The following is a 26,839-nucleotide window of genomic DNA, read 5'->3' as shown; positions in this document are numbered from 1 at the left end:
ACCGGCGGAGCCGGTCAGACATGGCGGGGCCCTCCGGTGGCGGGATCCCAGAAGCAGGCGGCGTCGTGGGCGGGGCCGACGGGGAAGCGGGCCGGGTTCTCGCGGTCGCAGCGGTCGAACCGGTGGGCGCAGCGGGCGCGGAAGGCGCAGGCGTCGGGCGGCGCGTGGAGGATCGGCGGCTGGCCCTCGATCACCTGCAGCCGCTTGGCGCGTTCGCCGCTGACCGAGGGAACGGTCTTCAGCAGGCTTCGGGTGTAGGGGTGCTGGGGGTTCCTGAACAGCTCGCCCACCGGCGCCTGTTCCACGACCTGCCCGCCGTACATCACTAGCACCCGGTCTGCGATGCCCGCGATCACCCCGAGGTCGTGGGTGATCCAGATGATCGCCATGCCGAGCTTCTCGCGCAGCTCCTTCACCAGCTCGAGGATCTGCGCCTGGATCGTCACGTCGAGCGCCGTGGTGGGTTCGTCCGCGATCAGCACCTCGGGATCGCAGGCCAGCGCGATGGCGATCATCACCCGCTGCCGCATCCCCCCCGAGAACTGGTGCGGATAGTCGCCGAGGCGGCGGCGGGCGTCGGGGATGCCGACAAGCTCCAGCAGCTCCACCGCGCGGTCGCGGGCGGCCGCCTTGCCAAGCTTCATGTGCTTCCTGAGCGGCTCCATGATCTGGAAGCCGACGTTGAACACCGGGTTCAGCGAGGTCATGGGATCCTGGAAGACGAAGCCGATGCGCGCGCCGCGGATGCCGCGCAGCGCCGCCTCGTCCGCCGCCAGCAGGTCGCGCCCGCCGAACATCACCTGGCCCGCGCGCACGTCCGCCGGGGGCGAGGGCAGGAGGCCGATCAGCGACATCATCGTCACCGACTTGCCCGAGCCGGATTCGCCCACGACGCCGAGAAGTTCGCCGGGGCGCAGATCGAAGCTGACGGAGTTGACCGCGTGTACCTCGCCCGAGCGGGTCTTGAACACGGTCTTGAGGTCCCTGACATCAAGGACGGGCAAGGCCCCATCGGGCATGTATGACTCCCCAGTCGGTCTCTTGTTCTTGTCCCCGATGGGGTCATGCCCCCCGGTGGTTGTCAAAACTTGTACCCGAGAAATGCGAGGCGACAACCATTAATCCGAAATCCCTGCGTCAACTTTCAGCAACTGGCCAAAGATCGGGCAGGCCCGCTTGACCCGGCCCGCGCGGCGGCTCACCCTCCGCCCGTCACCCCTGAATCGGAGCCCGCCATGCAGACCCTCACCGCCCGTCAGATCATGGAGCGCCTCGTCGCCTTCCCGACGGTCAGCCGCGACAGCAACCTCGACCTCGTGGATTGGGTCGAGGAATACCTGGACGGCTTCGGCGTCACGGCGCGGCGGGTCTACGACGAGACGGGGAAGAAGGCCGCGCTCTATGCCAATGTCGGGCCCGAGGTCGAGGGGGGGATCGTGCTGTCGGGCCATACCGACGTGGTGCCGGTGGACGGGCAGGCCTGGGACACCGATCCGTTCACCGTGACGCAGAAGGGCAGCCGTCTCTATGGCCGGGGCACCTGCGACATGAAGGGGTTCGACGCGCTCGCGCTCTCGGCCGTGCCGCTGGCGCTGGAGCGGGGGGTGAAGCGGCCGCTCCAGATCGCGCTCAGCTACGACGAGGAGGTGGGCTGCACCGGCGCGCCGCCGATGATCGACGACATGGTGCAGCACCTGCCGCGCGCCGCCGCCGCCATCATCGGCGAGCCGTCGATGATGAAGACCGTGACGGGGCACAAGGGCGGCGCCGCCATCGTCACCCATGTCCACGGGTTCGAGGTGCATTCCTCGCTCCTGCCCACCGGCGTCTCGGCGATCATGGAGGCGGCGAAGCTGATCGAGTGGTGCAACCAGCAGAACGCGGCCAGCGCGGCGGCGACGCCTTCGCCGCTCGCCTCGGTGTTCTTCCCGCCCTACACCACCGCCCATGTCGGCACGATCGAGGGCGGCACCGCGCGCAACATCACCGCAAAGGACTGCGTCTTCGCCATGGAGTTCCGCTGCGTGGCGGGGGACGATCCGGAGGATTGGAAGGCGCGCTACATGGCGAAGGTGGCCGAGGTCGAGGCGGCGATGCAGAAGATCCAGCCCACGGCCTTCATCGAGGTCGACCACCGCTCGTCCGTGCCGCCCCTGAAACCCGAGCAGGACGGCCCGGCCGAACGCCTGGTGCGCAGCCTGACCGGCGACAACGGATCGCACGTCGTGAGCTACGGCACCGAGGCCGGGCAGTTCCAGGAACGCGGCTATTCCGCCGTGGTCTGCGGCCCCGGCGACATCGCCCAGGCGCACCAGCCGAACGAATACATCGAGATCGCCCAGTTCGAGGCGGGCGAGGCCTTCGTGGCGAAGGTGGTCGACTCGCTCTGCACTTGACCTGGCGGGTCGCGCTTCTGAGGGCCGTCAACGTCGGCGGCACGGGGCGGCTGAAGATGTCCGACCTGCGGGCGGTCTGCGAGGCGGCCGGGTTTCGCGACGTCTCGACCGTGCTGGCCTCGGGCAACGCGGTGTTCCGCAGCGAGGCGGACGAGTGGGCGATCCGCGCCGCCCTCGGCGACGGGCTGGCGCAGTGCATGGGCGTCGCGCCGGAGGTGATCCTGCGCACCGGGCCCGAGATCGCCGCGGCGCTCGCCGCCTCACCTTTCCGCGACTGTCCGCCCGCCCGGGTCGCCGTGGTGTTCCTCGACGCGCCGCCCCTCGGGGCGGGGGCGCTGGAGGCGAAGGGCCGGCAGGACGAGCGGTTCGAGGTGATCGGTCGCGAGATCCATGTCCACTATCTTTCGGGCATGGGCCGCTCGAAGCTGGTGATCCCGGCGGCGCGGGCGGGCACGGCGCGCAACCTCGCCACCGTCGCGAGGCTGGCCGAGGCCACCGGCGGCTGAGGCGGAGAGGCCCTCCCGCGGGCTCGTCGGCGAAGGCCCGCCGGGGCCCGGAACACGCTGCGCAAATATTCCGGCGCCCTCCTTGCGGCACGCCGAGCGCCACCACAGCTACCACCGGCCGGCGCCTCGCGCAGCGTCGGCCCCACGTCACGCGCCGGACTGAACTTCCATGGACATCCTCCTGATCCTGCTCGGCTTCGCCGGCCTCGTCGCCGGCGGCGAACTCCTCGTGCGCGGCGCCGTTTCCGTCGCCCTGCGCTCGGGTCTCTCCCCCCTCGTGATCGGGCTGACACTCGTCGGCTTCGGCACCTCGATGCCCGAGCTCTTCACATCGGTGCAGGCCGCGCTCGACGGCTCGCCCGGGATCGCCGTCGGCAACGTCGTCGGCAGCAACATCTGCAACATCCTGCTGATCCTCGGCGTCGCCGGGCTGATGGCGCCGGTGCTGATCAACGCACGGGAGTTCCGGCGCGACGGCGCGGTGCTGGCCGCGGCGACCGCGCTGGCCCTCGGCGTGACGCTCTGGGGCGGCATCGGGCGCGGCGTCGGCGCCGCCTTCGTGCTGCTGCTGGCGCTCTATGTCTGGCGGGCGCTCAGAGACAGCCGCAACCTGCCCGAAGCCACTGCCGACATTCCCGAGGCGCCGGCCCACACGATGCCCGTCTCGCTGCTGCTGTTCGCGGCGGGGCTGGGCCTGATCCTGCTCGGCGCGCGGCTGCTGGTCGGCGGCGCGATCGGCATCGCCGACTCGCTCGGCGTGTCCGAGGCGATCATCGGGCTGACCGTGGTCGCCGTCGGCACCTCGCTGCCCGAACTGGTGACGACCGTCATGGCGGCGCTGAAGGGGCGCAGCGACATCGCCTTCGGCAACATCGTCGGCAGCAACATCTTCAACGTCCTCGGCATCCTCGGCGTCACCGCCCTGGTGAAGCCGCTGGAGGTGCCGCGCCAGATCGCTCTGTTCGACATCTGGGCGATGTGCGGCGCGACGCTGCTGCTGATCCTCTTCGCCCGCTTCGGTGCGCGGCTCGGCCGGGGGCGCGGCGCGCTGCTGCTGGGCGGCTACGTCGGCTATCTGGCGGTGCTGACGCGACTTGCCTGAGGGCCCTTTACCGCGGCGCGGGTCAGTGACAGGCTTCGTTCGCAACGAACGAGAGGAACCGCCATGCCCGTCAAGAACCGCTTCGCCGAACTGCACGCCGACATCACAGAGTGGCGGCGCGACCTGCACCGCCACCCGGAGCTTCAGTTCGACACCCACCGCACCAGCGGCATCGTCGCCGAGAAGTTGAAGGCCTTCGGCTGCGACGAGGTGGTGACGGGGATCGGCAGGACCGGCGTCGTCGGCGTCATCAAGGGGCGCAGGACCAACTCGGGCAAGGTGATCGGGCTGCGCGCGGACATGGACGCGCTGCCGATCATCGAGGCGACCGGGCTCGACTATGCCTCCGAGACGAAGGGGGCGATGCATGCCTGCGGCCATGACGGGCACACGGCGATGCTGCTTGGCGCGGCGCAGTACCTGGCCGAGACGCGGAACTTCGACGGCACGGTGGTGGTCATCTTCCAGCCCGCCGAGGAAGGCGGCGGCGGCGGGCGCGAGATGGTCAACGACGGCATGATGGAGAAGTTCGGCATCCAGGAGGTGTACGGGATGCACAACTGGCCCGGCCGGCCCGTGGGCAGCTTCGCGATCCGCCCCGGCGCCTTCTTCGCCGCGGCCGACCACTTCGAGATCGTGATCGAGGGCAAGGGCGGCCATGCCGCGAAGCCGCACGAGACCCACGATCCCGTCGTCGCGGCCAGCCATGTCGTGATCGCGGCGCAGTCCATCGCGGCGCGGAACCTGAACCCGGTGGACCAGCTAGTGGTCTCGATCACCTCGATCCAGTCGGAAAGCCAGGCCTTCAACGTGATCCCGCCCCAGGTCGTGCTGCGCGGCACCGTGCGCACGCTGGACGCGAAGGTGCAGGACATGGCCGAGGCGCGGCTGACGGCGATCGCCGAAGGGACCGCCGCCGCCATGGGCTGCACGGCCACGGTCAACTACACCCGCAACTACCCTGTGATGGTCAACTCCGAGGAGCAGACCGAGTTCGCGGCCGAGGTGGCGAAGGCGGTCTCGGGCGATTGCGACGAGGCGCCGCAGGTGATGGGCGGCGAGGATTTCGCCTTCATGCTGAACGCGCGTCCCGGCGCCTATATCATGGTCGGCAACGGGGATACAGCCGGGGTGCACCACCCCAAGTACAACTTCAACGACGAGGCGATCCCGGCGGGCTGCTCCTGGTGGGCGGGGATCGCCGAACAGCGGATGCCGGTGGGCTGAGACAGTCGGCTGACACCGGCCCGGCGGCGCCCCGACGCAAGACCGGGGCGGCACCGCGGACGACCTGACCGACATGCCCCGACGGCGCGTCCCGGTGCCATAGGGCAATGTCGTGAAAGCGGGACAAAGCATCGTTTCCAGATGAGATGCCTCCGGCGATATGAGATTTGGCATTGTTGAGCCGTCCAATAGATTGTGCCGGGAAACACCCGGAAATTGTGCGCCTCGCCCGAAGCTCAACCGCTCCTGTCATTCGTGGTGTCCGTTACCGGACGCCGGAAGCCGAAAGTCCCTGCCGTGTCCAGCTCATCAGAGTTTGTCCTGCGATCCCCGGATCGCGGGACGGCCGTTCTTGTCGCCCGCCTGCTGATCCTCGCCGTGGCGGTGTTCGCCGTTTCCGTCCTGCTGCCCGGGGGGCTGATCGGGGTCGGTCTGACGCTTCGGCCGGACGGGGCGCCGACCACCGCGCTGTGCCTGCTTCTGGGGGCCGCCGGCGCGTGGAGCGTGCTGCGTGGCCGCGACGGGATCCCGGCGGCGCTGTGCGGCACCGCGGTTCTGTTGACCGTCCTGGGCGAGCAGATCGTCATGCACCGTTTCCGCGATCCCGCGGCCCATGCCGACATGGCCCTGGCGACGATGGCGGGGTTCCTCCTGCTGGCGGTCAGCCTCGTGTCGCCGTGGCTGGCCCGGCGCCGGGGGCAGGGGGTGGCCGTCCTGGCTGACGTGCTGGGCCTCTGCCTGCCGACGCTCCGCCTTTCGGGCGCACCCTTCGCCTCCGATGCGCTGCGCCATGATCCCGTTCTCGGCGCCATGTCGCCGTCCACCGCGCTGTGCCTGCTCTGCCTGTGCGCCGCGCTGCTCCTGCTGCGCTCCGGAACGGGATGGGCCAGTGCCCTGTCCGGACGCGAACCCGGCGGCGCGGGGGTGCGGCGGCTCGCGCCCGTCATCGTCCTGCTGCCGATCCTGCTTGGCGGTCTCGGGCTTTTCGCGACGCGGGCTGGGCTGCTCGATACCGACCTGCGGCTGATCCTCCTGACCGTTTCGATGACGGCCCTTGCCGCCGGGGCGATGCTGCATGTCACCGCGCTCGCCGAGGCGGCCGAACGGCGCGCGTTTTCGCTTGAGACTCGGCTGGTGGCGGCCGAAACCGCGCGGGACCGGAGCGAGATGGCGGCGGCGCGGGCGCAACGGACCGAGACCCTGGGCCGCCTGGCGCTGGAGGTTGCCCACGATTTCAACAACACGCTGAGCGTCATCCTGGCCAACCTCGAACTGATGGACGGGGCGGCCCTGTCCGCCTCCGATCGCCTGCACCGCGACGAGGCGCTGGCGGCCACGACCCAGGGCGCGCACCTGACACGCCAGCTCCTGACCTTCGGCCGCGAGTCGCGCCTGCGGCCGCGCGCCGTGGTGCTTGACGATCACATCCCGGAGACCCTCGGCATGTTCTCGCGCCTGCACGGAAAGGGAATCGCTGTCGGTACCGACCTGGCCCTGACGGACAGCCTGGTGCTGGTGGATGTGGCGGGCTTCCAGCAGGCGTTGCTGAACCTGCTGCTGAACGCCCGCGACGCCATGCCGGGGGGCGGCAGCATCCGCGTGGCGACCCGGGTCGGACCCGCCCCCGCGGCGACCTGCGGCGAGGCATTGGCCATGCATGTCCGGGTGAGCGTCACCGACACGGGGAAGGGCATGGACGAAGCGACGCTGGAACGCGCGACAGACCCCTTCTTCACCACGAAGGAGGCCGGTGCCGGCTCGGGGCTGGGTCTGGCGATGGTCAGCAGCTTCTGCCGCCGGTCGAACGGTGCCCTTACGCTCTCCAGCGCTCCCGCCAAGGGCACGGAGGTTGCGATGCTGTTCCCGGTGCACGACCTCGAAGGCGGCGAAGACGGCGACCGCGCAGAGTGATGCGGAAGGGGACCGCCGGCCTGTTCAGCCGCCGGTGTGGCTCATGTGGCGGCTCATCTGGCCGTCGGCGCGCTGGCGCGAATAGTCGAAGTCGTGGCCCTTCGGCTTGCGCCCGATGGCGCGCCGGATGGCGTCTTCCAGCAGTTCGTCCTGCGGCGAGGCACGCAGCGGCGCGCGCAGGTCGGCCATGTCCTCCTGCCCGAGACACATGTAGAGTTCGCCGGTGCAGGTCAGCCGCACCCGGTTGCAGCTTTCGCAGAAGTTGTGGGTCAGCGGCGTGATGAAGCCGATCTTCTGGCCCGTCTCCTCGATCCGGACATAGCGGGCGGGCCCGCCCGTGCGCTCGGCCAGGTCGACGAGGGTATAGCGCTCGGCCAGGCGCGCGCGCAGGTCCTTCAGGGACCAGTACTGGTCCAGCCGGTCCTCGTTGCCGAGATCGCCCATCGGCATGACCTCGATCCAGGTCAGGTCCATGTCGCGGGCGGCGCACCACTCTGTCAGTTCGAACAGCTCGCTGTCGTTGAAGCCCTTCAGCGCCACCGCGTTGATCTTGACCCTCAGCCCCGCCTTCTGCGCCGCGTCGATGCCGCGCAGGACCTGGGGCAGGCGGCCCCAGCGGGTGACTTCGGCGAACTTCCCCTCGTCCAGCGTGTCGAGCGAGACGTTCACCCGCCGCACCCCTGCGGCGTGGAGGTCGGCGGCGAAGCGTTCGAGCTGCGAGCCGTTGGTGGTCAGCGTCAGCTCCTTCAGCGCGCCGCTGTCGAGGTGGCGGGTCATGGCGCGGAAGAAGGTCATGATGTCCCGCCGCACCAGAGGCTCGCCCCCGGTGATGCGCAGCTTTTCCACGCCGAGCCCGATGAAGGTCGAGCACATGCGGTCCAGTTCCTCCAGCGTCAGCAGGTCCTTCTTCGGCAGAAAGGTCATGTTCTCGGACATGCAGTACACGCAGCGGAAATCGCAGCGGTCCGTCACCGAGACTCGCAGGTAGGAAATGGCGCGCTGGAACGGGTCGATCAGGGGTGCATTCATGCCCTGAAACCTAAGGAGGGCGAAGTGCCGCCGCAAGGGGGATTGCCCGTTGTCTGCCCCGATGCGCCCGGATAGGCTGCTGCCATGAAAAGGTTTCTGTTCCCCTCGCTGGCCCTCGGGCTGATCGTCCTGACCGGCTGCGCCCAGATGAAGGCCCCCGGTTTCCTGCGCCCCGGCGGCGGCGCCGAGGCGCCGCTCGACGCCACCACCACCCCCCAGCCCGGCAGCGCCGAACTGCCCTCGGAGGTGAGCGAGGTCGTGACCGCGCCGCCCCCTTCCGCCGCCGCGCGCACGGCCGAGGATTTCGACACCACGACCGCCGAACAGCGCGCCAAGGCCGCCGCCGCGCCCGAGGCGGGCGAGAAGCGGCTGGGCGAAACCGTCGCCTCGCTCGGCGATCCCACGAAGTCGGGGTTCTGGATCAAGACGCCGCTGGTCTCGGCCCCCGGATCGGGACGGCTGGAGTATCCCGCCACCGGCAAGTCCACGAAGGTCGAGCTGATCCCGCTCGACGGCCCGGCCACCGGCGGCAGCCAGGTGTCGCTCGCCGCGCTGCGCAACCTCGACGCGCCGATCACCGACCTGCCGACGCTGGTGGTCTACGCCGACTGATCCGCGGTCGGCGCCGCGCGCGTCACTCCACCGTCACGGACTTGGCGAGGTTCCTCGGCTGGTCCACGTCGGTGCCCTTGGCGATGGCGGTGTGATAGGCGAGAAGCTGTGCCGGGATCGCGTAGAGGATCGGCGCGAGGAAGCTCTGGATCGCCGGCATCACCACCACGTCCCACGTCCCGGCCGAGGCTTCGGCGGCACCCTCGGCATCGGTGATCAGCAGCACCTTTCCGCTGCGGGCCATAACCTCCTGCATGTTGCTCACGGTCTTGTCGAACAGCGCGTCGCGGGGGGCGAGCACGATGACCGGCACATGCTTGTCGACCAGCGCGATGGGGCCGTGCTTCAGTTCGCCCGACGCATAACCTTCGGCGTGGATATAGCTGATTTCCTTCAGTTTCAGCGCACCCTCCAGCGCCAGCGGGAACATCGCGCCGCGGCCGAGGAACAGGATGTCCTGCGCCTCGGCCAGCTTCCGGGCGATCTCGGCGATCTGGGTGTCGCGGGCCAGCGCCTGGTTCAGCAGGCCCGGCAGGGTGCGCAGCGCGGCGATGTGCTGCGCCAGCGTCTCTCCGTCCATCACGCCCCGGTCGGCGGCGGCCTTCATGGCGAGGATCGCAAGCACCGTCAGCTGGCAGGTGAAGGCCTTGGTCGAGGCGACGCCGATCTCGGTGCCCGCGAAGATCGGCAGCATCACGTCGCTTTCCCGCGCGATGGAGCTTTCGGGGACGTTCACCACCGCCAGCACCTGCGCCTTGTCGCGGCAGTAGCGCAGGGCGGCGAGGGTGTCGGCCGTCTCGCCCGACTGGCTGACGAAGATCGCCAGCGTCTTGCCCGCGATCGGCGGCTCGCGATAGCGGAACTCGGAGGCGACATCGACCTCGACCGGGATCCGCGCCAGCTGCTCGAACCAGTATTTCGCCGTCACGCAGGCGTAATAGGCGGTACCGCAGGCGACCATCACGATGCGCTCGACCCCCGCGAGGTCGAGGTTCACGTCGGGCAGCTGGATGCTGTCGCCGGGAAGGTAATGGGCGATGGCGTCGGCCAGCACCACCGGCTGCTCGGCGATCTCCTTGGCCATCCAGTGCCGGTGGCCGCCCTTTTCCACCCGCGTCTGTTCGGCGCTCAGCACCTTCAGCGGACGGTTGGCGATGTTGCCCTCGCGGTCGTAGATCGTCAGCGACGTCCGGGTGACCACGGCGCGGTCGCCCTCTTCGAGATAGGTGATGCGGTTGGTCATCGGCGCCAGCGCGATGGCGTCGCTTCCGACGAACATCTCGCCGTCGCCATGGCCGATGGCCAGCGGCGAACCCTTGCGCGCGGCGACGATCAGGTCCTCCTCGCCCTCGAACAGGAAGGCGAGGGCGAAGGCGCCTTCGAGCCTTGCCAGCGTCAGCCGCGTCGCCTCGACCGGGTCGTGGCCCTGCTCCATGTAGTGGCGCGCCAGCTGGGCCACCGTCTCGGTGTCGGTCTGGGATTCGTGGTCGGTGCCCAGTTCCTCGCGCAGGATGCGGAAGTTCTCGATGATGCCGTTGTGGACCACCGCGACCGGGCCGGCCTTGTGGGGATGGGCGTTCAACTCGGTCGGGGCGCCGTGGGTGGCCCAGCGGGTGTGGCCGATGCCGGCCTTCCCGGCCAGCGGGTTGTGCACCAGGTGGTCGGAGAGGTGCACCAGCTTGCCCACGGCGCGGCGGCGGTCGAGCACGCCGTCGTTCACCGTCGCGATGCCCGCGCTGTCATAGCCGCGGTATTCGAGCCGCTTCAGCGCCTCGAGGATGATGGGCGAGACTTCGTGCCTGCCCAGAACGCCGACAATTCCACACATCAGGTCGTTTCCTTCTGCCTTGCCGCCTTCATTGCCTTCAGCCGGTCCATCATCCGCCGGGCGAGACCCGGCTTGTTCACCTGCCGCGCCCGGCCGATGGCCAGGTCGCCGTCCGGCACGTCCGAGGTGACGACCGTGCCGCTGCCGGTCATCGCGTGGGCGCCGACCTTCACCGGGGCGACCAGCATGGTCGAGGAGCCGATGAAGGCATGGGCGCCGATCTGGGTGCGATGCTTGAACACGCCGTCGTAGTTGCAGGTCACGGTGCCGGCCCCGAGGTTCGCCTTCTCGCCCACCGTCGCGTCGCCGACATAGGAGAGGTGGTTGACCTTCGCGCCGTCGAGGATCTCGGAATTCTTGATCTCGACGAAATTGCCGATCTTCACGTCGTTCGAAAGCTCCGCACCGGGGCGCAGGCGGGCGAAGGGCCCGACCTCGGCGCCGCCGCCGACGTGGCAGCCTTCGAGATGGCAGAAGGCGCGGATCGTGGCGCCGGATTCCACCGTGACGCCGGGGCCGAAGACGACGTTGGGCTCGATCACCGCGTCGCGCCCGATCATCGTGTCCTGGGCGAAGAACACCGTCTCGGGCGCGACCAGCGTCACGCCGTTCTCCAGCGCGGCGGCGCGGGCCTGCGCCTGGAACAGCGCCTCGGCGCGCGACAGCTCGGCGCGGGTATTGATGCCCAGCGTCTCGGCCTCGTCCATCGTCACGGCGGTGGCCGAGAGGCCGCGGGCGCGGGCGATCTCGACGATGTCGGTCAGGTAGTATTCCCCGGCGGCGTTGTCGTTGCCGATGGCGTCCACCAGGTCGAACAGCCGCGCGGCGTCGACCGCCATGATGCCGCCGTTGCAATAGCCGATGGCGCGCTCGGCCTCGGTGGCGTCCTTGAACTCGACGATCCGCTCCAGCGCGTCGCCGTCCATCACCAGCCGGCCGTAACGTGCTGGATCCGCGGGCGTGAAGCCCGAGACGACGACGTGGTGGCCCGCGGCGCGCGCCTCGGCCAAGCGCTCCAGCGTCTCGGGGCGCACGAAGGGGGTGTCGCCGTAGAGGATGAAGGCCGTGCCCTCCGCCCCCGCCAGCGCGGCACGGGCCTGCGCGACGGCATGGGCGGTGCCGAGCTGTTCCGCCTGCTCGGCGATGGTGATCCCGGGGTCGAGCTTCGCCGCCGCCTTGCGCACCTGTTCGCCGCCGTGGCCGACAACCAGCACCCGCCGCTCGGGCTCCAGCGCGGCGCCGGCGGCCAGGGCATGGGCGAACAGCGGCACGCCGCCCAGCCGGTGCAGCACCTTGGGCAGGTCCGACTGCATGCGCGAGCCCTGACCTGCGGCCAGAACGATGAGGTGAGTGGCCATGGACTGCTCTTTCCTTTTGCTTGTTGCCGTTTTACCCCTTGCCCGCCCTGTCGCAAGGGGCCATCGGATCAAACATGGTTTCGTCGGATTTCAGGATTGACGGCATAGGGGAGGCGTAGATGCGCACGGTGATTTTCGATCTCGACGGCACGCTCGCCGACACCGGCGCCGACCTGATCGCCGCCGCCAACGCCTGTTTCCGCGACCTCGGACATGGCGACGTGCTGGAGGTGGCGCGGGACAAGGGCACCGCGCTCCGGGGCGGACGGGCGATGCTGACCCTCGGGTTCGAACGGCTGGGGATGGGGACGCCGGAGGATCTGATAAAGGAGCAATATCCGCTGCTTCTGGGCCATTATGCCAAGGCGATCCGGGTGCACACGGCCTTCTATCCGGGGGTCGAGCGGGCCGTCGCCGCGCTGCGCGAAGGGGGCTATGCCGTCGGCATCTGCACCAACAAGCCCGAGGCGCTGGCCGAGGCGCTGATGGTGCAGCTCGGCGCGCGCGACTGGTTCGCCTCTCTCGTCGGGGCCGACACCCTGCCGGTCAGGAAGCCCGACCCGGCGCCGTTCTTCCTTGCGGTGGAGCGGGCGGGGGGCGATCGGAAACGCTCTGTCCTCGTCGGCGACACGAAGACCGACCGCGACACGGCGCGCAATGCCGGCGTGCCTTCGGTGCTGGTGACCTTCGGTCCCGGCAGGGATTCGGTGCGCGACCTCGCGCCCGAGGCGACGCTGGACCATTTCGACGATCTCGGCCGCGTGGTGGCCGGGCTGATCGGCTAGGGCGATGGAAGTCTTCACCGGCAGCTTTACCCAGCAGGAACCGATCCCGGAAGAGGGGATCGCGGCGGCGCTCGCCGTCCTGCGCCACGGACGGCTGCACCGCTACAACCTCGCGCCCGGCGAGGCGGGGGAGACGGCGCTGCTGGAAGAGGAGTTCGCGGCGCTGACCGGCGCCCGCTGCTGCCTTGCCGTGGCCTCGGGCGGCTATGCCATGGCGACGGCGCTCCGCGCGCTCGGCGTGGGGCAGGGCGATCTCGTCCTGTCGAACGCCTTCACCCTCGCCCCCGTGCCCGGCGCCATCGCCGCGGTCGGGGCGCGGGCGGTCTTCGTCGGCGTGACCCGGAACCTGACCATCGACCTCGACGACCTCGCGGCGAGGATCGGAAGCTCCGACGCGAAGGTGCTGCTGCTCAGCCACATGCGCGGCCACATCTGCGACATGGACGCGCTGATGGCGCTGTGCGACGGGGCCGGGGTGAAGGTGGTCGAGGACTGCGCCCACACCATGGGCGCGGACTGGAACGGCACGCCCTCGGGGCGGCACGGGGCGATCGGCTGCTATTCCATGCAGACTTACAAGCACGTCAACGCGGGCGAGGGCGGCTTCCTGGTGTCCGACGATGCCGCGGCGATGGCGCGGGCGGTGCTGCTGTCGGGCAGCTACATGCTCTATGACCGCCACCGCGCCGCGCCGCCGCCCGAGGCCTTCGAGGGGCTGAAGTACGACACGCCGAACATCTCGGGGCGGATGGACAACCTGCGCGCCGCGATCCTGCGCCCCCAGCTGCCGCTTCTCGCCGCGCGGCGCGAGGGGTGGAACGCGCGCTACCGGCGGATCGAGTCGGCGCTGTCCGATCTGCCGGGACTCGCGCTGATCGCGCGCGACCCGCGCGAGGGGTTCGTCGGCTCCTCGTTCCAGTTCCTGTTGCCGGACTGGACGGCGGAGGCCGTCGCCACGCTGGTCGGGAACTGCCAAATGCGGGGGGTCGAGCTGAAATGGTTCGGCGCCGCCGCGCCCGCCGGCTTCACCTCGACCTACCGCGACTGGCGCTATGCCGGGGGGCAGGAGCTGCCCGAGACCGACCGGATCCTTGCGGGCCTGATCGACATGCGCCTGCCGCTGACCTTCAGCCCGGAGGACTGCGACCAGATCGCCCGCATCCTGCGGGACGAGATCGGGCGGCTCTGGCGGCGGGGCTGAGGATGCTGCGATTGCAAAAGGACCGCCTTGCGCTATCCTTCCCGCACCAAAGCAGGTAAAGGCGTCCCATGATAACGCTGCACCACTGCCACCAGACCCGCTCGATGCGCGTCCTGTGGCTTCTGAACGAGCTCGACATCGAATTTTCGCTGCGCGTGCACCCCTTCGACAAGTCGCTGAGATCCGAGGAATTCCTGACCCGCAGCCCGGCAGGCCGCGTCCCCGCGCTGGAGATGAACGGCGAGACGCTGTGGGAGAGCGGCGCCATCGTCGAGGTGCTGTGCGAGAGGTTCCCCGAGCGCGAGCTCGGCCGCATCCAGGGCGAGATCGAGCGTCCCGATTACCTGGTCTGGCTGCACTTCGCCGAGACCATCAGCCAGCACACCGCCAGCCTGACCCAGCAGCACATCATGCTCTACGAGGATCACATGCGCTCGCCCACGGTGATGAAGCTCGAGGCGGCGCGGCTGAAGAAGTGCTATGCCGCGATCGAGGGGCGGCTTTCGACCCCGGTCGAGAACCGCGACTACCTGCTGACCAGCGGCTTCTCGGCGGCGGACATCTGCGTGGGGCAGGCCGTCTACATGGCGCGCCACTTCGCCTCGCTCGACGCGTTTCCGGCGGTGGCCGAATGGTACCAGCGCATCACCGAGCGGCCCGCCTTCCAGGGCGCCCTGCCGCCCGAGGGGGCCGAGCTGCTGTACGAGCGGGCGTTCTACCCGATCCCCGGACAATAAGCCTCATCCGCCTCGGTTGACCCTGTCGGGCCCGGTGCGTAGATAGACCAGAAGCCGAGCGTCCGTGCAGACGGACCCGCACGAAGGAGCCGCTGACCGTGGACGGATTTCTGAGAGAATACCTCCCCATCCTGATATTCCTGGGCATGGCCATCGGCCTGGGGCTGATCCTGATCCTAGCCGCCGCCGTGGTGGCCGTCCGGAACCCCGACCCCGAGAAGGTGTCGGCCTACGAATGCGGCTTCAACGCCTTCGACGACGCGCGGATGAAGTTCGACGTGCGCTTCTACCTCGTCTCGATCCTGTTCATCATCTTCGATCTCGAGATCGCCTTCCTGTTCCCCTGGGCCGTCGCGTTCAAGGACCTTGGCGATGTCGGGTTCTGGTCGATGATGGTGTTCCTCGGCGTGCTGACGGTCGGCTTCGCCTACGAATGGAAGAAAGGAGCCCTCGAATGGCAATGACGGGCACCAATACCGCCGGGGTCGACCGCGAGGTCACGGTGCAGGACCTGAACCGGGACCTGACCGACAAGGGCTTCCTGCTGACCTCGACCGACGACATCATCAACTGGGCGCGCACCGGCTCGCTGCACTGGATGACCTTCGGGCTGGCCTGCTGCGCGGTCGAGATGATGCACACCTCGATGCCGCGCTACGATGCCGAACGCTTCGGCGTCGCGCCCCGCGCCTCTCCGCGCCAGTCCGACGTGATGATCGTGGCGGGCACGCTGACCAACAAGATGGCCCCGGCGCTGCGCAAGGTCTACGACCAGATGCCCGAGCCGCGGTACGTCATCTCCATGGGCTCCTGCGCGAACGGCGGCGGCTACTATCACTACAGCTATTCCGTGGTGCGCGGCTGCGACCGGATCGTGCCGGTCGACATCTACGTCCCGGGCTGCCCCCCGACCGCCGAGGCGCTGCTTTATGGCATCCTCCAGTTGCAGCGGAAGATCCGCCGCACCGGCACCATCACCCGCTAAGGAGCGTCAGAATGTCCGAAGCCGCCCTGAACGAACTCGGCGCCCACATCGAAGCCAAGCGGCCCGACTGCGTGATCTCCTGGGCGGTGACGCGGGGCGAGCTGACGATGGAGATCGCGCCGTCCTCGCTGGTGTCGCTGACCGAGTTCCTGAAGACCGACCGCACCTGCCGGTTCTCGACGCTGGTGGACATCACCGCCGTCGACTACCCGGCGCGCGAGGCGCGGTTCGACGTCGTCTATCACTTCCTGTCGATGTACCAGAACCAGCGGATCCGCCTGAAGGTCGCGGCCCGGGAAGAGGACATGATCCCCTCGATCATCTCGGTCCACCCCTCGGCCAACTGGTTCGAGCGCGAGGTGTTCGACATGTTCGGCATCCTCTTCACCGGCCACCCGGACCTGCGCCGCCTCCTGACCGACTACGGCTTCCGCGGCCATCCGCTGCGGAAGGACTTCCCGACCACCGGTTATACCGAGGTTCGCTGGGACGAGGCCGAGAAGCGGGTCGTCTACGAACCGGTCAACCTGGTGCAGGAATACCGCCAGTTCGACTTCATGAGCCCCTGGGAAGGTGCCGACTACATCCTGCCCGGCGACGACAAGGCGAAAGAGGCCGCGAAGTGAACCGGACGGCGGGCGCGGGGCGCTGAGGGGCAGGGTGGGCGCACCCGTCCTCCTCCTGGCCGTGGGCGCGACCAAGTCGGGCACCTCCTGGCTGCACGAGACGCTGGCCGGCCACCCCGAGTGCCACCTGCGCTCGGTCAAGGAGTTGCACTATTTCGACGCGCTCGACCTCGGCAGGCGGGCCGGGCAGATCCGCGAGATCCGCGCAAGTTGCGACCAGCTGGCCGCGCGGATTGAAACGGCACCGGCGACGAAGCTGCCCGCGCTGGCCGAACGGCTGAAGGACCGCCACGACTGGCTTGCCGTGCTGGAGCGCGAGGGCGAGGATCCGGCAGCCTATCTCGGCTATCTCACCGCGGGGGCCGAAGGCGCGCGGGTGGTGGGCGACGTGACCCCGGCCTATGCGCTGCTCCCGGAAGAGCGGCTGCGGGCGATGGCGGCTCTCACGGACGACGTGCGATTCGTCTACCTGATGCGCGATCCGGTGGCGCGGCTCTGGTCCCACGTGCGCATGATTGCCGCACGACGCGGCCCGGACGGCACGGTTGACCCGAAACGCGCGAGGAATATCCTCAATCGCACGCTGCGCGGCGAAGAGACCGAGATCGGGAACCGCGGCGACTATCGCGCCGCGCTGACCAGGCTTCGCACCGCCGTGGCGCCCGAGAAGCTGCTGGTGCTGTTCTACGAGGACATCTTCGGCGGCGGCGGGATGACGCGGCTTTGCGCCTTCCTCGGCATCGCCCCGGTCGAGGGCGACACGGCGCGCCGCGTCCATGCCGGAGGGGCGCTGGACATGCCGGGGCCATTGCGCGACAAGGCGGCAGCGTGGCTGGCGCCGCAATACGATTTCGTGGCCCGCACCATGGGCCGCAGCCTGCCCGAGGCGTGGCTGGCGAACATGGCAAGGGTCTGACCTGGAGGTCTGATATGAAAGACGGACAATTCGACGACGCCCAGACCGGCGAACAAAAGATCCGCAACTTCAACCTGAACTTCGGCCCCCAGCACCCGGCGGCCCACGGCGTGCTGCGGCTGGTGCTGGAGCTCGACGGCGAGATCGTGGAGCGCTGCGATCCGCACATCGGTCTCCTGCACCGCGGGACCGAGAAGCTGATGGAGAGCCGGACCTATCTCCAGAACCTGCCGTACTTCGACCGGCTCGACTACGTCTCGCCGATGAACCAGGAACATGCCTGGTGCCTCGCGATCGAGAAGCTGACGAACACCCCCGTGCCGCGCCGCGCCTCGCTGATCCGGGTGCTGTACTGCGAGATCGGCCGGATCCTGAACCACCTGCTGAACGTGACGACCCAGGCCATGGACGTCGGCGCGCTGACGCCGCCGCTCTGGGGCTTCGAGGAGCGCGAGAAGCTGATGGTCTTCTACGAGCGGGCCTGCGGCGCGCGGCTCCACTCGGCCTATTTCCGCCCGGGCGGCGTCCACCAGGACCTGCCGCCGCAGCTGATCGAGGACATCGACGACTGGGCCGACGCCTTCGGCAGCGTGATGGACGACATCGACGGCCTCCTGACCGAGAACCGCATCTTCAAGCAGAGGAACGCCGACATCGGCGTGGTGACCGAGCAGGAGGCGCTGGACTGGGGCTTCTCCGGCGTGATGGTGCGCGGATCGGGCATGGCCTGGGACCTGCGCCGTGCGCAACCTTACGAGTGCTACGACGAGTTCGAGTTCGGCATCCCGGTGGGCAAGAACGGCGACTGCTACGACCGTTATCTGGTGCGGATGCAGGAGATGCGCGAATCGGTGAAGATCATCAAGCAGGCCTGCGAGAAGCTGCGCCACGAGAAGGGCCCGGTGATGACCCGCGGCAAGATCTCGCCGCCGACGCGCATCGACATGAAGACCTCGATGGAAGCGCTGATCCACCACTTCAAGCTCTACACCGAGGGCTTCCACGTTCCCGAGGGCGAGGTCTATGCCGCGGTCGAGGCGCCGAAGGGCGAGTTCGGCGTGTACCTCGTGGCCGACGGAACGAACCGTCCCTACCGCGCCAAGCTGCGCGCGCCGGGCTTCCTGCACCTCCAGGCGATGGACCACGTCGCCTCGGGCCACCAGCTGGCCGACGTGGCGGCGATCATCGGCACGATGGACGTGGTGTTCGGAGAGATCGACAGGTGAGACGATCCCTCTCCGCTGCAACGCTGCTTCTGCTGCTGCCCGCCATGGCCGGGGCGGGGCAGAGCCGCGAGGCGCTTTATACCGTCCTTGCCGCCCACGATTGCAGCATCGCGCCCGGCCGGGTGGCCGACGTCTTCTCTCCGCAGGGTTTCACGCCCGAGTTCGTGCGCTCGACCCTGACCGAGCTGATGCTCGACGGCACCGCCAGCCAGAACGCGGCGGGGGTGCTGAGCCTGCCGATCTCGCTCTGCCCGCCGGAAAAGCCGGTGCCTTCGCCGCGGGACGAGGTGATCGCCCGCTTCCGCGACAACGGCTGCAGCTTCTCGAACGATGACGTGCCGGAACTGCTCTCTTCGCTCGACCTCAGCGATGCGCAGCTGCGCGCCATCGTCTATCCGCTTCACGACGCCGGGGACCTGACGGTCTCGGGCCATGTCGCCACCCTTTCGCCCGCCCTGTGCGGCGCCACGACCGACTGACAAGAGGACCGCACGATGCTTCGCCGCCTCCACGCCGAACAGCCCGCCTCCTTCGCCTTCACCGAAGCCAACATGGCCTGGGCCGAAGGGCAGATCTCCAAGTATCCCGAGGGCCGGCAGGCCAGCGCCGTGATCCCGCTGCTGTGGCGGGCGCAGGAGCAGGAGGGGTGGCTCAGCCGCCCGGCGATCGAGGAAGTCGCGCGGATCCTCGACATGGCCTATATCCGGGTGCTGGAGGTCGCGACCTTCTACTTCATGTTCCAGCTGCAACCCGTTGGCTCCGTTGCCCATATCCAGGTCTGCGGCACCACCTCCTGCATGATCTGCGGGGCGGAGGACCTGATTGCGGTCTGCCGGAAGAAGATCGCGAAATCGGCCCATGCCCTGTCGGCGGACGGTCGGTTCAGCTGGGAAGAGGTCGAATGCCTCGGCGCCTGCGCGAACGCGCCGATGGCGCAGATCGGCAAGGACTATTACGAGGATCTGACCGCCGAGCGGTTCGAGGAGATCCTCGACGAACTGGCCGAGGGCAGGGTGCCGGTGCCGGGCCCGCAGAACGGCCGCTATGCCTCCGAGCCGAAGTCGGGCCTGACGAGCCTGAAGGACCACGCCGACGGCCGGCCCGAGCACAACTCCAGCGCGGCGCTGGCCGTGCGGCTGCAGGACACGATCAAGCGGATCGACGGCACCGAGGTGCCGCTGGTGACGCCATGGCGGCAGAAGACCCCCTCGGACACGCCCAGCGACGCCGAAGTGGCGCGGATCCGCGAGGAAAGCGACCATCCGAAGGGACCGGAGCCCGCGGCGAATGCCAGCGTCGACGAGACCGGCGTCACCAAGCAGGAGGCGACCGAGGAATCCTCGGCCCGCCCCGCCACCGACGATCCCGCGCCTGCGCCCAAGACCGACGCGACGATCGCGGACCATGCCGAGCGCTCCGAGGAGACCCGCGCGGCGGCCGACCTGGCCGACGAGGACACCCGCCGCCCCGAGCCGCTGCCCGGCGCGCGCGGCGACCAGGCGGACGATCTCCAGCAGCTGAAGGGCGTGGGGCCGAAGCTCGAGTCGGTGCTCCACGATCTCGGCATCTTCCACTTCGACCAGATCGCGGGCTGGTCGGCGGCGGAAATCGCCTGGGTCGACCGCAATCTCGAAGGGTTCAAGGGCCGCGTCGTGCGCGACGACTGGGTGGCCCAGGCGCGCCGACTCGCATCGAGATAGGAGACAGGCTGACCAATCCGCGCTAAATACTATGTCGTGATGACGTTCAGATCATTGGGACAGGGAGAGAAGTGATGTCGAAACAGACACAGGGCACCATGCTGATGGTGGGTGCGCTGGCCGGGACGGTGGGGTTCGTGGCCTTCGTGGCGCTCATGGTGGTTGGTGACTACAACTTCTCCCCCGCGCTGTTCCTGGCGGCCTTCGTGGCCATCGCCGTGGCGGTCGTCCTGGTCCTCGGCTTCCACCGCAAGCCGTCGGATCGCAGCCTCGCCCTCCAGACCCGCGCCCCCGCTCCCAACGTAGCCGCACCGACCGCCACCTCCTCGTCCCATTCGGGCCATGGCGGCCATCCGGGCCATTCCGGTCACGCGACCGAAACGGTGACGCCCTCGCAGATGAAGAGCGAGTCGCCCTCGTCCGACACCGGCCGTTCCGCGGCCGAGATGGCGCCGGCCCCCGATGCGTCGACTGCCGCCGCGGTGATCGACACGCCCGAGGCGACGGGCAGCTCGTCCGAGGCGCAGATGCACCGCGTGGCGCCGGGCGAGGAGAAGAAGCCCGAGACGCTGGACGCCCCGCGCGAGGGCGGCGCGGACGATCTGAAGCGGATCAAGGGGATCGGGCCGAAGCTGGAAGAGCTGTGCCATTCCATGGGCTTCTACCACTACGATCAGATCGCCGCCTGGACCCCGGCCGAGGTGGCCTGGGTGGACGATCACCTCGAAGGGTTCAAGGGCCGCGTCAGCCGCGACGCATGGGTGTCGCAGGCGAAGGTCCTGGCCTCCGGCGAGGAAACCGAGTTTTCGAGAAGGGTCGGCGACGGCGGCGTGCACTGACGGTCCCGCCACAGGCCGCTGCCCTGTTTCCCAAGGCAGCGGCCCGGGCGGATCCGACCTGACGCCACCCCGCGCGGGCCGCGAGGAAGGAAGATGAGCGAAGATGACGGCGCGGACCGGTCCTTGGCCCGCCAGCAGCGTCTCGCGGGGTTCGTGATCGCGGGCACCATGCTGGGCTGGCTGCTGATCCAGGGCGCCGGGGCACAGGGCATGATCCCGGTGCGCTTCACGTTCCTCGCCGATTTCGCCGCCCTGGCCGCCATGGTCTGGGCACTGGTGGTGACATTCAGGGTCTGGCGCAAGCGCCGGGACAGGTAAGGTAAGAGACTATGCTGAAAGACGAAGACCGCATCTTCACCAACATCTACGGCATGCACGACCGCTCGCTGAAGGGGGCGGAGTCGCGCGGCCACTGGGACGGCACCGCCGGGATCCTCGGCAAGGGGCGTGACTGGATCATCGACCAGATGAAGGCGAGCGGGCTGCGGGGACGCGGCGGCGCGGGCTTCCCCACGGGTCTGAAGTGGTCGTTCATGCCGAAGGAATCCGACGGGCGGCCCGCCTACCTCGTCATCAACGCCGACGAATCCGAGCCGGGCACCTGCAAGGACCGCGAGATCATGCGCCACGACCCGCACACGCTGGTCGAGGGGGCGCTGATCGCCTCCTTCGCGATGCAGGCGCATACCTGCTACATCTACATCCGCGGCGAATACATCCGCGAGCGCGAGGCGCTGCAGATCGCCATCGACGAGGCCTACGACGCCGGCTACCTCGGGAAGAACGCCTGCGGCTCGGGCTGGGACTTCGACCTGTTCCTGGTCCACGGTGCCGGCGCCTACATCTGCGGGGAAGAGACCGCGCTGCTCGAGTCGCTCGAGGGCAAGAAGGGGATGCCGCGGATGAAGCCGCCGTTTCCCGCCGGTGCAGGGCTCTATGGCTGCCCGACCACGGTGAACAACGTGGAATCCATCGCCGTCGTCCCCACGATCCTGCGCCGCGGCCCCGAGTGGTTCGCAGGCTTCGGCCGTCCGAACAACGCGGGCACAAAGCTGTTCGCCATCTCGGGCCACGTCAACAACCCCTGCGTCGTCGAGGAGGCGATGTCGATCTCCTTCGAGGAGTTGATCGAGAAGCATTGCGGCGGCATCCGCGGCGGCTGGGACAACCTCAAGGCGGTGATTCCCGGCGGCTCGTCCGTGCCCTGCCTGCCCGGCAAGATCATGCGGGAAGAGGCGATCATGGACTTCGACTGGCTGCGCGAGCAGAAGTCGGGCCTTGGCACCGCGGCGGTGATCGTGATGGACCAGAGCACCGACATCATCAAGGCGATCTGGCGCCTCGCGGCCTTCTACAAGCACGAGAGCTGCGGCCAGTGCACGCCCTGCCGCGAAGGCACCGGCTGGATGATGCGGGTCATGGACCGGCTGGTGAAGGGCGATGCCGACCCGGCCGAGATCGACATGCTGCTCGACGTGACGAAGCAGGTCGAAGGGCACACGATCTGCGCCCTGGGCGACGCCGCCGCCTGGCCGATCCAGGGCCTGATCCGGCATTTCCGCGACGAGATCGAGGACCGGATCAAGCACAAGCGGGCCCGCGTCAGCGCGGTGGCGGCCGAGTAGTGCGACTGCCTTTCTTCGGGAAGAAATCCCCCTCGACCATCGGCGCCTTCGCCTACGACGGCGCCGATCCCGCGGGGGACATCCGCGACAAGTACGGCTTCGGCGGCGACCTGCTGGACATCTTCGCGCAGAACGCGGGGCCGGTGGTGCACAAGTGGCACCACTACATCCCGCTCTACGACCGCTACTTCGCGCGCTTCCGCGACCGGCCGCTGCGGTTTCTCGAGATCGGCGTCTCGAAGGGCGGCTCGCTCCAGATGTGGCGGCGCTACTTCGGGGCCGAGGCGGTGATCTTCGGCATCGACATCGACCCGGCCTGCGCCGCCTTCGACGGGCAGGCGGGGCAGGTGCGCATCGGCTCGCAGGCCGACGCCGCCTTCCTGCGCCGGGTCTTGGACGAGATGGGCGGCGTCGACGTGGTGCTCGACGACGGCAGTCACGTCATGGAGCACATCCGCGCCAGTTTCGAGGTGCTGTTCCCCGCGCTCGCCAAGGGCGGTCTCTACATGATCGAGGACCTGCACACCGCCTACTGGCCCGATTACGGCGGCGGCCCCGGGCGGCGGGCGAACCTGTTTTCCGAGCTTCCGGGCTGGATCGCCGACATGCACGCGCCCTACCACAGTGGCGGCAGCGCCCCGGTCATGGGAATTTCCGGCCTGCACGTTCACGATTCCGTTCTGGTGATCGAGAAAGAGCCGGTATACCCACCGGTGCATTCCGCCATCGGCTCGGACGCCTGAGGCGGCAGGAAGGGACACGGGAGTGAACATGCCACGCCATCTTTCAAGCCGGGCCGTCCTGGTCGGACTGATCCTCGCCATCGGGCTGGTCCAGGGCTGCGGCATCCGAAAGCGTCTGGGATTCGGACCGGCGGAACCGGACGTGGCGCTGCCGTTCGAGGCGAAGCTGGACAAGAACAAGGAAGATCCGCGGTCGTTCCGCGTGCGGTTGATGGCGCAGGGCGCGGACATCGAGGCGACGCGCGAAAGCATCCGCTTTCCCGGCACCGCCTATTGCGTGACCACCTTCGGCACGGCCGAGATCGACTGGACGCTCGACGCCTCTGGCGACTGGCAGGGGGTGCCGCAGGCCGATGGAACCACCGTCTACAGCGGGCGCTGTACCGGCAGGTAGCCGCCGTCACGCTTGAAAATCGGGCCGTCCCGGGCCATCTTTGGCATCGCGCCCGCGGGCGCGGAGCGGAGTGTGCGGACACCCGAAACGCGACGACGGAGTCCTTGATGAAACAGTTTCTGACCGCTGCGGCGCTGGCCGCGACGACATTCGCCGGGGCGCAGGCGCAGGCCCTGGTGCCCCTCGAGAAGAACCCGGTGGTGGTCGACGGCTTCTACAACATCGGCCTTGCCGACGAGATCCGGAAGAACTGCCCGACGATTTCCCCTCGCCTCGTGCGCGCCTGGAACTACCTCATGTCGCTGAAGAGCTATGCCGAGAAGGCGGGGTATTCCGAGGCGCAGATCACCGCGCTGCGGAAGAACAAGCCCGCGCGCGAGGCCCTGCGCGCGCGTATCCGCGCCGACCTGGCCAAGCGGGGCGCCAAGCCCGGCTCCCCCGAGGGCTATTGCGCCGTCGGGCGGGAGGAAATCGCGGCCGACACCCCTGCCGGCCGCCTCTTGTCGGAGTGATTTGATGAAACGTCTTGCCCTTCCCGCCGTCCTTGCCCTCTGCCTGCCGCTGGCCGCGGTGGCCTATGTCCGGGAGGTGCCGGGCATCTACGCCCCGAGCGGCCTCGGGGCGCATCCGAACGCCCAGGCGCTGTTCGCGCGCAAGACCCAGATCGTGGAATCGGGTCACAGCGGGCAGTTCAGCGTCCTCGTGACGCCGAACCTCGTGCCGAAGGCGGCCGCGCTGGTCGCCGCGGTGAACGCGGGGCGGGTCCATTGCGCGCGCCTCGGGCAGCACGACCTCGGCCTCCGGTCGGTCAAGCGTCACTCCCGCCTGAAGCTCGACGCCTGGCAGATGTATTTCTCCTGCCGCTGAGGGCGCGCGCCCCGGCAGAATTATCGGGGCGTGCTGCCGCAGGCGCGGCAAACGGCGTTGCAGTCCGGGCGGAGTTGCTCCAAGACAGGGGGGACCGGTTCGCGCTGCATGTGCAGCGTAGCCGCAAGCATCACGCGGGCGGCCGCCAAGGCTGTCCGGCCTTCTGGAGGGCCCCGCCATGAGCAACCTGCGCAAGATCGTCATCGACGGCATGGAGATCGAGGTCGACCCGGCCATGACGCTGATCCAGGCCTGCGAGGAAGCCGGGATCGAGATCCCGCGGTTCTGCTATCACGAACGTCTCAGCATCGCCGGCAACTGCCGCATGTGCCTGGTCGAGGTCGTGGGCGGCCCGCCCAAGCCCGCCGCCTCCTGCGCGATGCAGGTGCGCGACCTGCGCCCGGGGCCCGAGGGCGCACCGCCCGTCATCAAGACCAACTCGCCCATGGTGAAGAAGGCGCGAGAAGGGGTGATGGAGTTCCTTCTCATCAACCACCCGCTCGACTGCCCGATCTGCGACCAGGGGGGCGAGTGCGACCTCCAGGACCAGGCGATGGCCTACGGCGTCGACTTCTCGCGCTACCGCGAGCCGAAGCGCGCCAGCACCAACATGGACCTCGGCCCGCTCGTCGCCACGTCGATGACCCGCTGCATCTCCTGCACCCGCTGCGTCCGCTTCATCACCGAGGTGGCGGGGATGCCGGAGCTGGGCCAGACGGGCCGCGGCGAGGATGCCGAGATCACCTCGTACCTCGGCGCGACGCTCGATTCCGAGTTGCAGGGCAACATCATCGACCTCTGCCCTGTGGGCGCGCTGACCTCGAAACCCTATGCCTTCACCGCCCGCCCCTGGGAGCTGACGAAGACCGAGACGATCGACGTGATGGACGCCCTCGGCTCGAACATCCGGGTCGACTGCAAGGGGCGCGAGGTGATGCGGATCCTGCCGAGGAACCACGACGGCATCAACGAGGAGTGGCTGTCGGACAAGTCGCGCTTCGTCTGGGACGGGCTGCGCCGCCAGCGGCTCGACCGGCCCTACATCCGCAAGGACGGCAAGCTGAAGCCGGCCACCTGGCCCGAGGCCCTGGCCGCGGCGGCGGCGGCGATGAAGGGGAAGAAGGTGGCCGGCGTGATCGGCGACCTGGCCCCGGTCGAGGCCGCCTTCGCGCTGAAGCAGCTGATCGAGGGGCAGGGCGGCCATGTGGAGTGTCGCACCGACGGCGCCAAGCTGCCCGCGGGCAACCGCTCGGGCTATGTCGGGACGGCGACGATCGAGGACATCGACCATGCGAAGATGATCCTCCTGGTCGGCACCAACCCCCGTGTCGAGGCGCCGGTGCTGAACGCGCGCATCCGCAAGGCCTGGCTGAAGGGCGCACAGGTCGGCGTCGTCGGCCCGGCGATGGACCTGACCTATGACTATCACCATTTCGGCCGGGGCGCCGCCGCGATGGACGAGCTGGCCGAAATGGACCACTCGGACAAGAAGGACGTGCCCGGCGTGATGATCGTCGGCCAGGGCGCCCTGGCGCGCGAGGACGGCGAGGCCGTGCTGGCGCGGGCGATGAAGGCGGCCGAGGCGGCGGGGGCGAAGCTTCTGATCCTGCACACCGCCGCGTCGCGCGTCGGCGCGATGGACGTCGGCGCCGTGACCGAGGGCGGCATCACCGCCGCGCTCGACGGGGCCGAGGTGGTCTACAACCTCGGTGCGGACGAGGGCGACATCCCGGACGGGCCCTTCGTGATCTACCAGGGCAGCCACGGCGACCGCGGCGCGCACCGGGCCGACATCATCCTGCCGGGCGCCGCCTGGACGGAAGAGCAGGGGCTGTTCGTCAACACCGAGGGCCGTCCGCAGCTTTCCCTGCGCGCGGGCTTCGCCCCCGGCGAGGCCAAGGAGAACTGGGCGATCCTGCGCGCGCTCTCGGCCGAGATGGGCGCGACGCTGCCGTTCGACTCGCTGGCCGAGCTGCGCAAGGCATTGGTGAAGGCGGTGCCCCACCTTGCCCTGATCGACGAGGTGGCCGAGAACGACTGGCAGCCGGTGAGCGGCGGCAAGGTGACGGACTCCGACTTCGCCCCGGCGATCCGCGATCACTACCTGACCAACCCCATCGCCCGCGCGAGCCAGCTGATGGCCGAGCTCAGCGCCAACGCCCATGCCCGGGGCAAGACGCAGCTGGCCGCGGAGTAGACGACGATTCGCGTGACGAGTGCCCTGCT

General features: G+C 69.0%; 28 protein-coding genes. 24 read left to right on the top strand and 4 right to left on the bottom strand.

Going from position 1 to position 26,839, the window contains the following annotated elements; genetic code table 11:
• Window positions 1–14: 14 nt before the first annotated feature.
• On the bottom strand, window positions 15–1,019 hold the full coding sequence (locus A7B20_RS08810; protein WP_102108201.1) for an ABC transporter ATP-binding protein: 1,005 nt from the start codon (window positions 1,017–1,019) through the stop codon (window positions 15–17).
• Between the two features lie 216 nt (window positions 1,020–1,235).
• Here A7B20_RS08810 and argE point away from each other — a divergent pair, with 216 nt between their 5' ends.
• From argE to A7B20_RS08785, 5 genes are all read left to right on the top strand, one after another.
• On the top strand, window positions 1,236–2,396 hold the full coding sequence (argE, locus tag A7B20_RS08805; protein WP_102108200.1) for an acetylornithine deacetylase: 1,161 nt from the start codon (window positions 1,236–1,238) through the stop codon (window positions 2,394–2,396).
• Window positions 2,393–2,902, top strand: coding sequence for a DUF1697 domain-containing protein (locus A7B20_RS08800; RefSeq protein WP_102108199.1), 510 nt, complete (start codon window positions 2,393–2,395; stop codon window positions 2,900–2,902). Before argE ends, A7B20_RS08800 begins: the two co-directional genes overlap by 4 nt.
• Window positions 2,903–3,071: 169 nt before the next feature.
• Window positions 3,072–4,004: a calcium/sodium antiporter gene (locus A7B20_RS08795; protein WP_102108198.1), complete on the top strand. Its 933-nt coding sequence runs from the start codon at window positions 3,072–3,074 to the stop codon at window positions 4,002–4,004.
• A gap of 63 nt (window positions 4,005–4,067) precedes the next feature.
• On the top strand, window positions 4,068–5,231 hold the full coding sequence (locus tag A7B20_RS08790; RefSeq protein ID WP_102108197.1) for a M20 aminoacylase family protein: 1,164 nt from the start codon (window positions 4,068–4,070) through the stop codon (window positions 5,229–5,231).
• A 297-nt stretch (window positions 5,232–5,528) separates the two neighbouring features.
• Window positions 5,529–7,142, top strand: a complete 1,614-nt coding sequence (locus A7B20_RS08785) for a sensor histidine kinase (protein ID WP_157937634.1) — start codon at window positions 5,529–5,531, stop codon at window positions 7,140–7,142.
• Window positions 7,143–7,166: 24 nt separating this feature from the next.
• Here the strand turns inward: A7B20_RS08785 and moaA are convergent, their stop codons facing one another.
• A complete protein-coding gene (gene moaA, locus A7B20_RS08780; protein WP_102108195.1) occupies window positions 7,167–8,171 on the bottom strand; it encodes a GTP 3',8-cyclase MoaA in 1,005 nt (334 codons plus the stop codon).
• Window positions 8,172–8,255: 84 nt separating this feature from the next.
• Here moaA and A7B20_RS08775 point away from each other — a divergent pair, with 84 nt between their 5' ends.
• Window positions 8,256–8,783, top strand: coding sequence for a hypothetical protein (locus tag A7B20_RS08775; RefSeq protein WP_102108194.1), 528 nt, complete (start codon window positions 8,256–8,258; stop codon window positions 8,781–8,783).
• Between the two features lie 22 nt (window positions 8,784–8,805).
• On the opposite strand, the gene glmS is transcribed toward A7B20_RS08775, so the two are convergent.
• Together glmS and glmU are read right to left on the bottom strand one after the other, a co-directional pair.
• Window positions 8,806–10,611 (bottom strand): glutamine--fructose-6-phosphate transaminase (isomerizing), encoded by a 1,806-nt coding sequence (gene glmS, locus A7B20_RS08770; RefSeq protein ID WP_102108193.1) that lies wholly within the window; start codon window positions 10,609–10,611, stop codon window positions 8,806–8,808.
• Complete coding sequence (glmU, locus tag A7B20_RS08765; protein WP_102108192.1) at window positions 10,611–11,969, bottom strand: bifunctional UDP-N-acetylglucosamine diphosphorylase/glucosamine-1-phosphate N-acetyltransferase GlmU; 1,359 nt, start codon at window positions 11,967–11,969, stop codon at window positions 10,611–10,613. The genes glmS and glmU overlap by 1 nt, the downstream gene beginning before the upstream one ends.
• Window positions 11,970–12,088: 119 nt before the next feature.
• Here glmU and A7B20_RS08760 point away from each other — a divergent pair, with 119 nt between their 5' ends.
• The 18 genes from A7B20_RS08760 (at window position 12,089) to nuoG (ending at window position 26,810) form a co-directional block, all read left to right on the top strand.
• Window positions 12,089–12,754, top strand: coding sequence for an HAD-IA family hydrolase (locus A7B20_RS08760; protein ID WP_102108191.1), 666 nt, complete (start codon window positions 12,089–12,091; stop codon window positions 12,752–12,754).
• A gap of 4 nt (window positions 12,755–12,758) precedes the next feature.
• Complete coding sequence (locus A7B20_RS08755) at window positions 12,759–13,955, top strand: DegT/DnrJ/EryC1/StrS family aminotransferase (RefSeq protein ID WP_102108190.1); 1,197 nt, start codon at window positions 12,759–12,761, stop codon at window positions 13,953–13,955.
• Between the two features lie 68 nt (window positions 13,956–14,023).
• Complete coding sequence (locus A7B20_RS08750; protein WP_102108189.1) at window positions 14,024–14,692, top strand: glutathione S-transferase family protein; 669 nt, start codon at window positions 14,024–14,026, stop codon at window positions 14,690–14,692.
• 98 nt (window positions 14,693–14,790) lie between these two features.
• The gene (locus A7B20_RS08745) at window positions 14,791–15,156 is read left to right on the top strand and encodes an NADH-quinone oxidoreductase subunit A (protein ID WP_102108188.1); all 366 of its coding nucleotides are present in this window, start codon (window positions 14,791–14,793) and stop codon (window positions 15,154–15,156) included.
• A complete protein-coding gene (locus tag A7B20_RS08740; RefSeq protein WP_102108187.1) occupies window positions 15,153–15,677 on the top strand; it encodes a NuoB/complex I 20 kDa subunit family protein in 525 nt (174 codons plus the stop codon). The genes A7B20_RS08745 and A7B20_RS08740 overlap by 4 nt, the downstream gene beginning before the upstream one ends.
• Window positions 15,678–15,688: 11 nt before the next feature.
• Window positions 15,689–16,303 carry an NADH-quinone oxidoreductase subunit C gene (locus tag A7B20_RS08735; protein ID WP_102108186.1) on the top strand — a complete coding sequence of 205 codons (615 nt, stop codon included), beginning with the start codon at window positions 15,689–15,691 and terminating at the stop codon, window positions 16,301–16,303.
• 34 nt (window positions 16,304–16,337) lie between these two features.
• Entirely contained in the window at window positions 16,338–17,219 is an 882-nt protein-coding gene (locus A7B20_RS08730) for a sulfotransferase (RefSeq protein ID WP_157937633.1), read from the top strand.
• A gap of 14 nt (window positions 17,220–17,233) precedes the next feature.
• Complete coding sequence (locus A7B20_RS08725; protein WP_102108184.1) at window positions 17,234–18,445, top strand: NADH-quinone oxidoreductase subunit D; 1,212 nt, start codon at window positions 17,234–17,236, stop codon at window positions 18,443–18,445.
• Window positions 18,442–18,924: a hypothetical protein gene (locus A7B20_RS08720; protein WP_102108183.1), complete on the top strand. Its 483-nt coding sequence runs from the start codon at window positions 18,442–18,444 to the stop codon at window positions 18,922–18,924. The genes A7B20_RS08725 and A7B20_RS08720 overlap by 4 nt, the downstream gene beginning before the upstream one ends.
• A gap of 15 nt (window positions 18,925–18,939) precedes the next feature.
• Window positions 18,940–20,145 carry an NADH-quinone oxidoreductase subunit E gene (locus A7B20_RS08715; protein WP_102108182.1) on the top strand — a complete coding sequence of 402 codons (1,206 nt, stop codon included), beginning with the start codon at window positions 18,940–18,942 and terminating at the stop codon, window positions 20,143–20,145.
• A 74-nt stretch (window positions 20,146–20,219) separates the two neighbouring features.
• The gene (locus A7B20_RS21775; RefSeq protein ID WP_342747245.1) at window positions 20,220–20,984 is read left to right on the top strand and encodes an NADH-quinone oxidoreductase subunit E; all 765 of its coding nucleotides are present in this window, start codon (window positions 20,220–20,222) and stop codon (window positions 20,982–20,984) included.
• 93 nt (window positions 20,985–21,077) lie between these two features.
• Window positions 21,078–21,302, top strand: coding sequence for a DUF5337 family protein (locus A7B20_RS08705; protein WP_102108181.1), 225 nt, complete (start codon window positions 21,078–21,080; stop codon window positions 21,300–21,302).
• Window positions 21,303–21,313: 11 nt separating this feature from the next.
• A complete protein-coding gene (gene nuoF, locus A7B20_RS08700) occupies window positions 21,314–22,609 on the top strand; it encodes an NADH-quinone oxidoreductase subunit NuoF (RefSeq protein ID WP_102108180.1) in 1,296 nt (431 codons plus the stop codon).
• Window positions 22,609–23,352, top strand: a complete 744-nt coding sequence (locus A7B20_RS08695) for a class I SAM-dependent methyltransferase (RefSeq protein ID WP_102108179.1) — start codon at window positions 22,609–22,611, stop codon at window positions 23,350–23,352. The genes nuoF and A7B20_RS08695 overlap by 1 nt, the downstream gene beginning before the upstream one ends.
• A gap of 28 nt (window positions 23,353–23,380) precedes the next feature.
• On the top strand, window positions 23,381–23,746 hold the full coding sequence (locus tag A7B20_RS08690) for a hypothetical protein (RefSeq protein ID WP_102108178.1): 366 nt from the start codon (window positions 23,381–23,383) through the stop codon (window positions 23,744–23,746).
• Window positions 23,747–23,853: 107 nt separating this feature from the next.
• Complete coding sequence (locus A7B20_RS08685; RefSeq protein WP_102108177.1) at window positions 23,854–24,258, top strand: DUF5333 domain-containing protein; 405 nt, start codon at window positions 23,854–23,856, stop codon at window positions 24,256–24,258.
• Between the two features lie 4 nt (window positions 24,259–24,262).
• Window positions 24,263–24,613 (top strand): hypothetical protein, encoded by a 351-nt coding sequence (locus A7B20_RS08680; RefSeq protein WP_102108176.1) that lies wholly within the window; start codon window positions 24,263–24,265, stop codon window positions 24,611–24,613.
• 178 nt (window positions 24,614–24,791) lie between these two features.
• Entirely contained in the window at window positions 24,792–26,810 is a 2,019-nt protein-coding gene (gene nuoG, locus A7B20_RS08675; protein ID WP_102108175.1) for an NADH-quinone oxidoreductase subunit NuoG, read from the top strand.
• The last annotated feature ends 29 nt before the right edge of the window (window positions 26,811–26,839 follow it).

It is taken from the genome of Oceaniglobus roseus, from assembly GCF_002869745.1.
Taxonomy (GTDB): domain Bacteria; phylum Pseudomonadota; class Alphaproteobacteria; order Rhodobacterales; family Rhodobacteraceae; genus Oceaniglobus; species Oceaniglobus roseus.
The sequence above is the reverse complement of the archived record's forward strand: the minus strand, read 5'-3'. Positions and strand labels throughout refer to the sequence as shown.

Bases quoted from the DNA above. Each gene is read 5' to 3' on its own strand.
- A7B20_RS08810 (WP_102108201.1), bottom strand. From the start codon at position 1,019: ATGCCCGATGGGGCCTTGCCCGTCCTTGATGTCAGGGACCTCAAGACC.
- argE (WP_102108200.1), top strand. From the start codon at position 1,236: ATGCAGACCCTCACCGCCCGTCAGATCATGGAGCGCCTCGTCGCCTTC.
- A7B20_RS08795 (WP_102108198.1), top strand. From the start codon at position 3,072: ATGGACATCCTCCTGATCCTGCTCGGCTTCGCCGGCCTCGTCGCCGGC.
- A7B20_RS08790 (WP_102108197.1), top strand. From the start codon at position 4,068: ATGCCCGTCAAGAACCGCTTCGCCGAACTGCACGCCGACATCACAGAG.
- moaA (WP_102108195.1), bottom strand. From the start codon at position 8,171: ATGAATGCACCCCTGATCGACCCGTTCCAGCGCGCCATTTCCTACCTG.
- A7B20_RS08775 (WP_102108194.1), top strand. From the start codon at position 8,256: ATGAAAAGGTTTCTGTTCCCCTCGCTGGCCCTCGGGCTGATCGTCCTG.
- glmS (WP_102108193.1), bottom strand. From the start codon at position 10,611: ATGTGTGGAATTGTCGGCGTTCTGGGCAGGCACGAAGTCTCGCCCATC.
- glmU (WP_102108192.1), bottom strand. From the start codon at position 11,969: ATGGCCACTCACCTCATCGTTCTGGCCGCAGGTCAGGGCTCGCGCATG.
- A7B20_RS08760 (WP_102108191.1), top strand. From the start codon at position 12,089: ATGCGCACGGTGATTTTCGATCTCGACGGCACGCTCGCCGACACCGGC.
- A7B20_RS08755 (WP_102108190.1), top strand. From the start codon at position 12,759: ATGGAAGTCTTCACCGGCAGCTTTACCCAGCAGGAACCGATCCCGGAA.
- A7B20_RS08750 (WP_102108189.1), top strand. From the start codon at position 14,024: ATGATAACGCTGCACCACTGCCACCAGACCCGCTCGATGCGCGTCCTG.
- A7B20_RS08740 (WP_102108187.1), top strand. From the start codon at position 15,153: ATGACGGGCACCAATACCGCCGGGGTCGACCGCGAGGTCACGGTGCAG.
- A7B20_RS08735 (WP_102108186.1), top strand. From the start codon at position 15,689: ATGTCCGAAGCCGCCCTGAACGAACTCGGCGCCCACATCGAAGCCAAG.
- A7B20_RS08725 (WP_102108184.1), top strand. From the start codon at position 17,234: ATGAAAGACGGACAATTCGACGACGCCCAGACCGGCGAACAAAAGATC.
- A7B20_RS08715 (WP_102108182.1), top strand. From the start codon at position 18,940: ATGCTTCGCCGCCTCCACGCCGAACAGCCCGCCTCCTTCGCCTTCACC.
- A7B20_RS21775 (WP_342747245.1), top strand. From the start codon at position 20,220: ATGTCGAAACAGACACAGGGCACCATGCTGATGGTGGGTGCGCTGGCC.
- A7B20_RS08705 (WP_102108181.1), top strand. From the start codon at position 21,078: ATGAGCGAAGATGACGGCGCGGACCGGTCCTTGGCCCGCCAGCAGCGT.
- nuoF (WP_102108180.1), top strand. From the start codon at position 21,314: ATGCTGAAAGACGAAGACCGCATCTTCACCAACATCTACGGCATGCAC.
- A7B20_RS08690 (WP_102108178.1), top strand. From the start codon at position 23,381: ATGCCACGCCATCTTTCAAGCCGGGCCGTCCTGGTCGGACTGATCCTC.
- A7B20_RS08685 (WP_102108177.1), top strand. From the start codon at position 23,854: ATGAAACAGTTTCTGACCGCTGCGGCGCTGGCCGCGACGACATTCGCC.
- A7B20_RS08680 (WP_102108176.1), top strand. From the start codon at position 24,263: ATGAAACGTCTTGCCCTTCCCGCCGTCCTTGCCCTCTGCCTGCCGCTG.
- nuoG (WP_102108175.1), top strand. From the start codon at position 24,792: ATGAGCAACCTGCGCAAGATCGTCATCGACGGCATGGAGATCGAGGTC.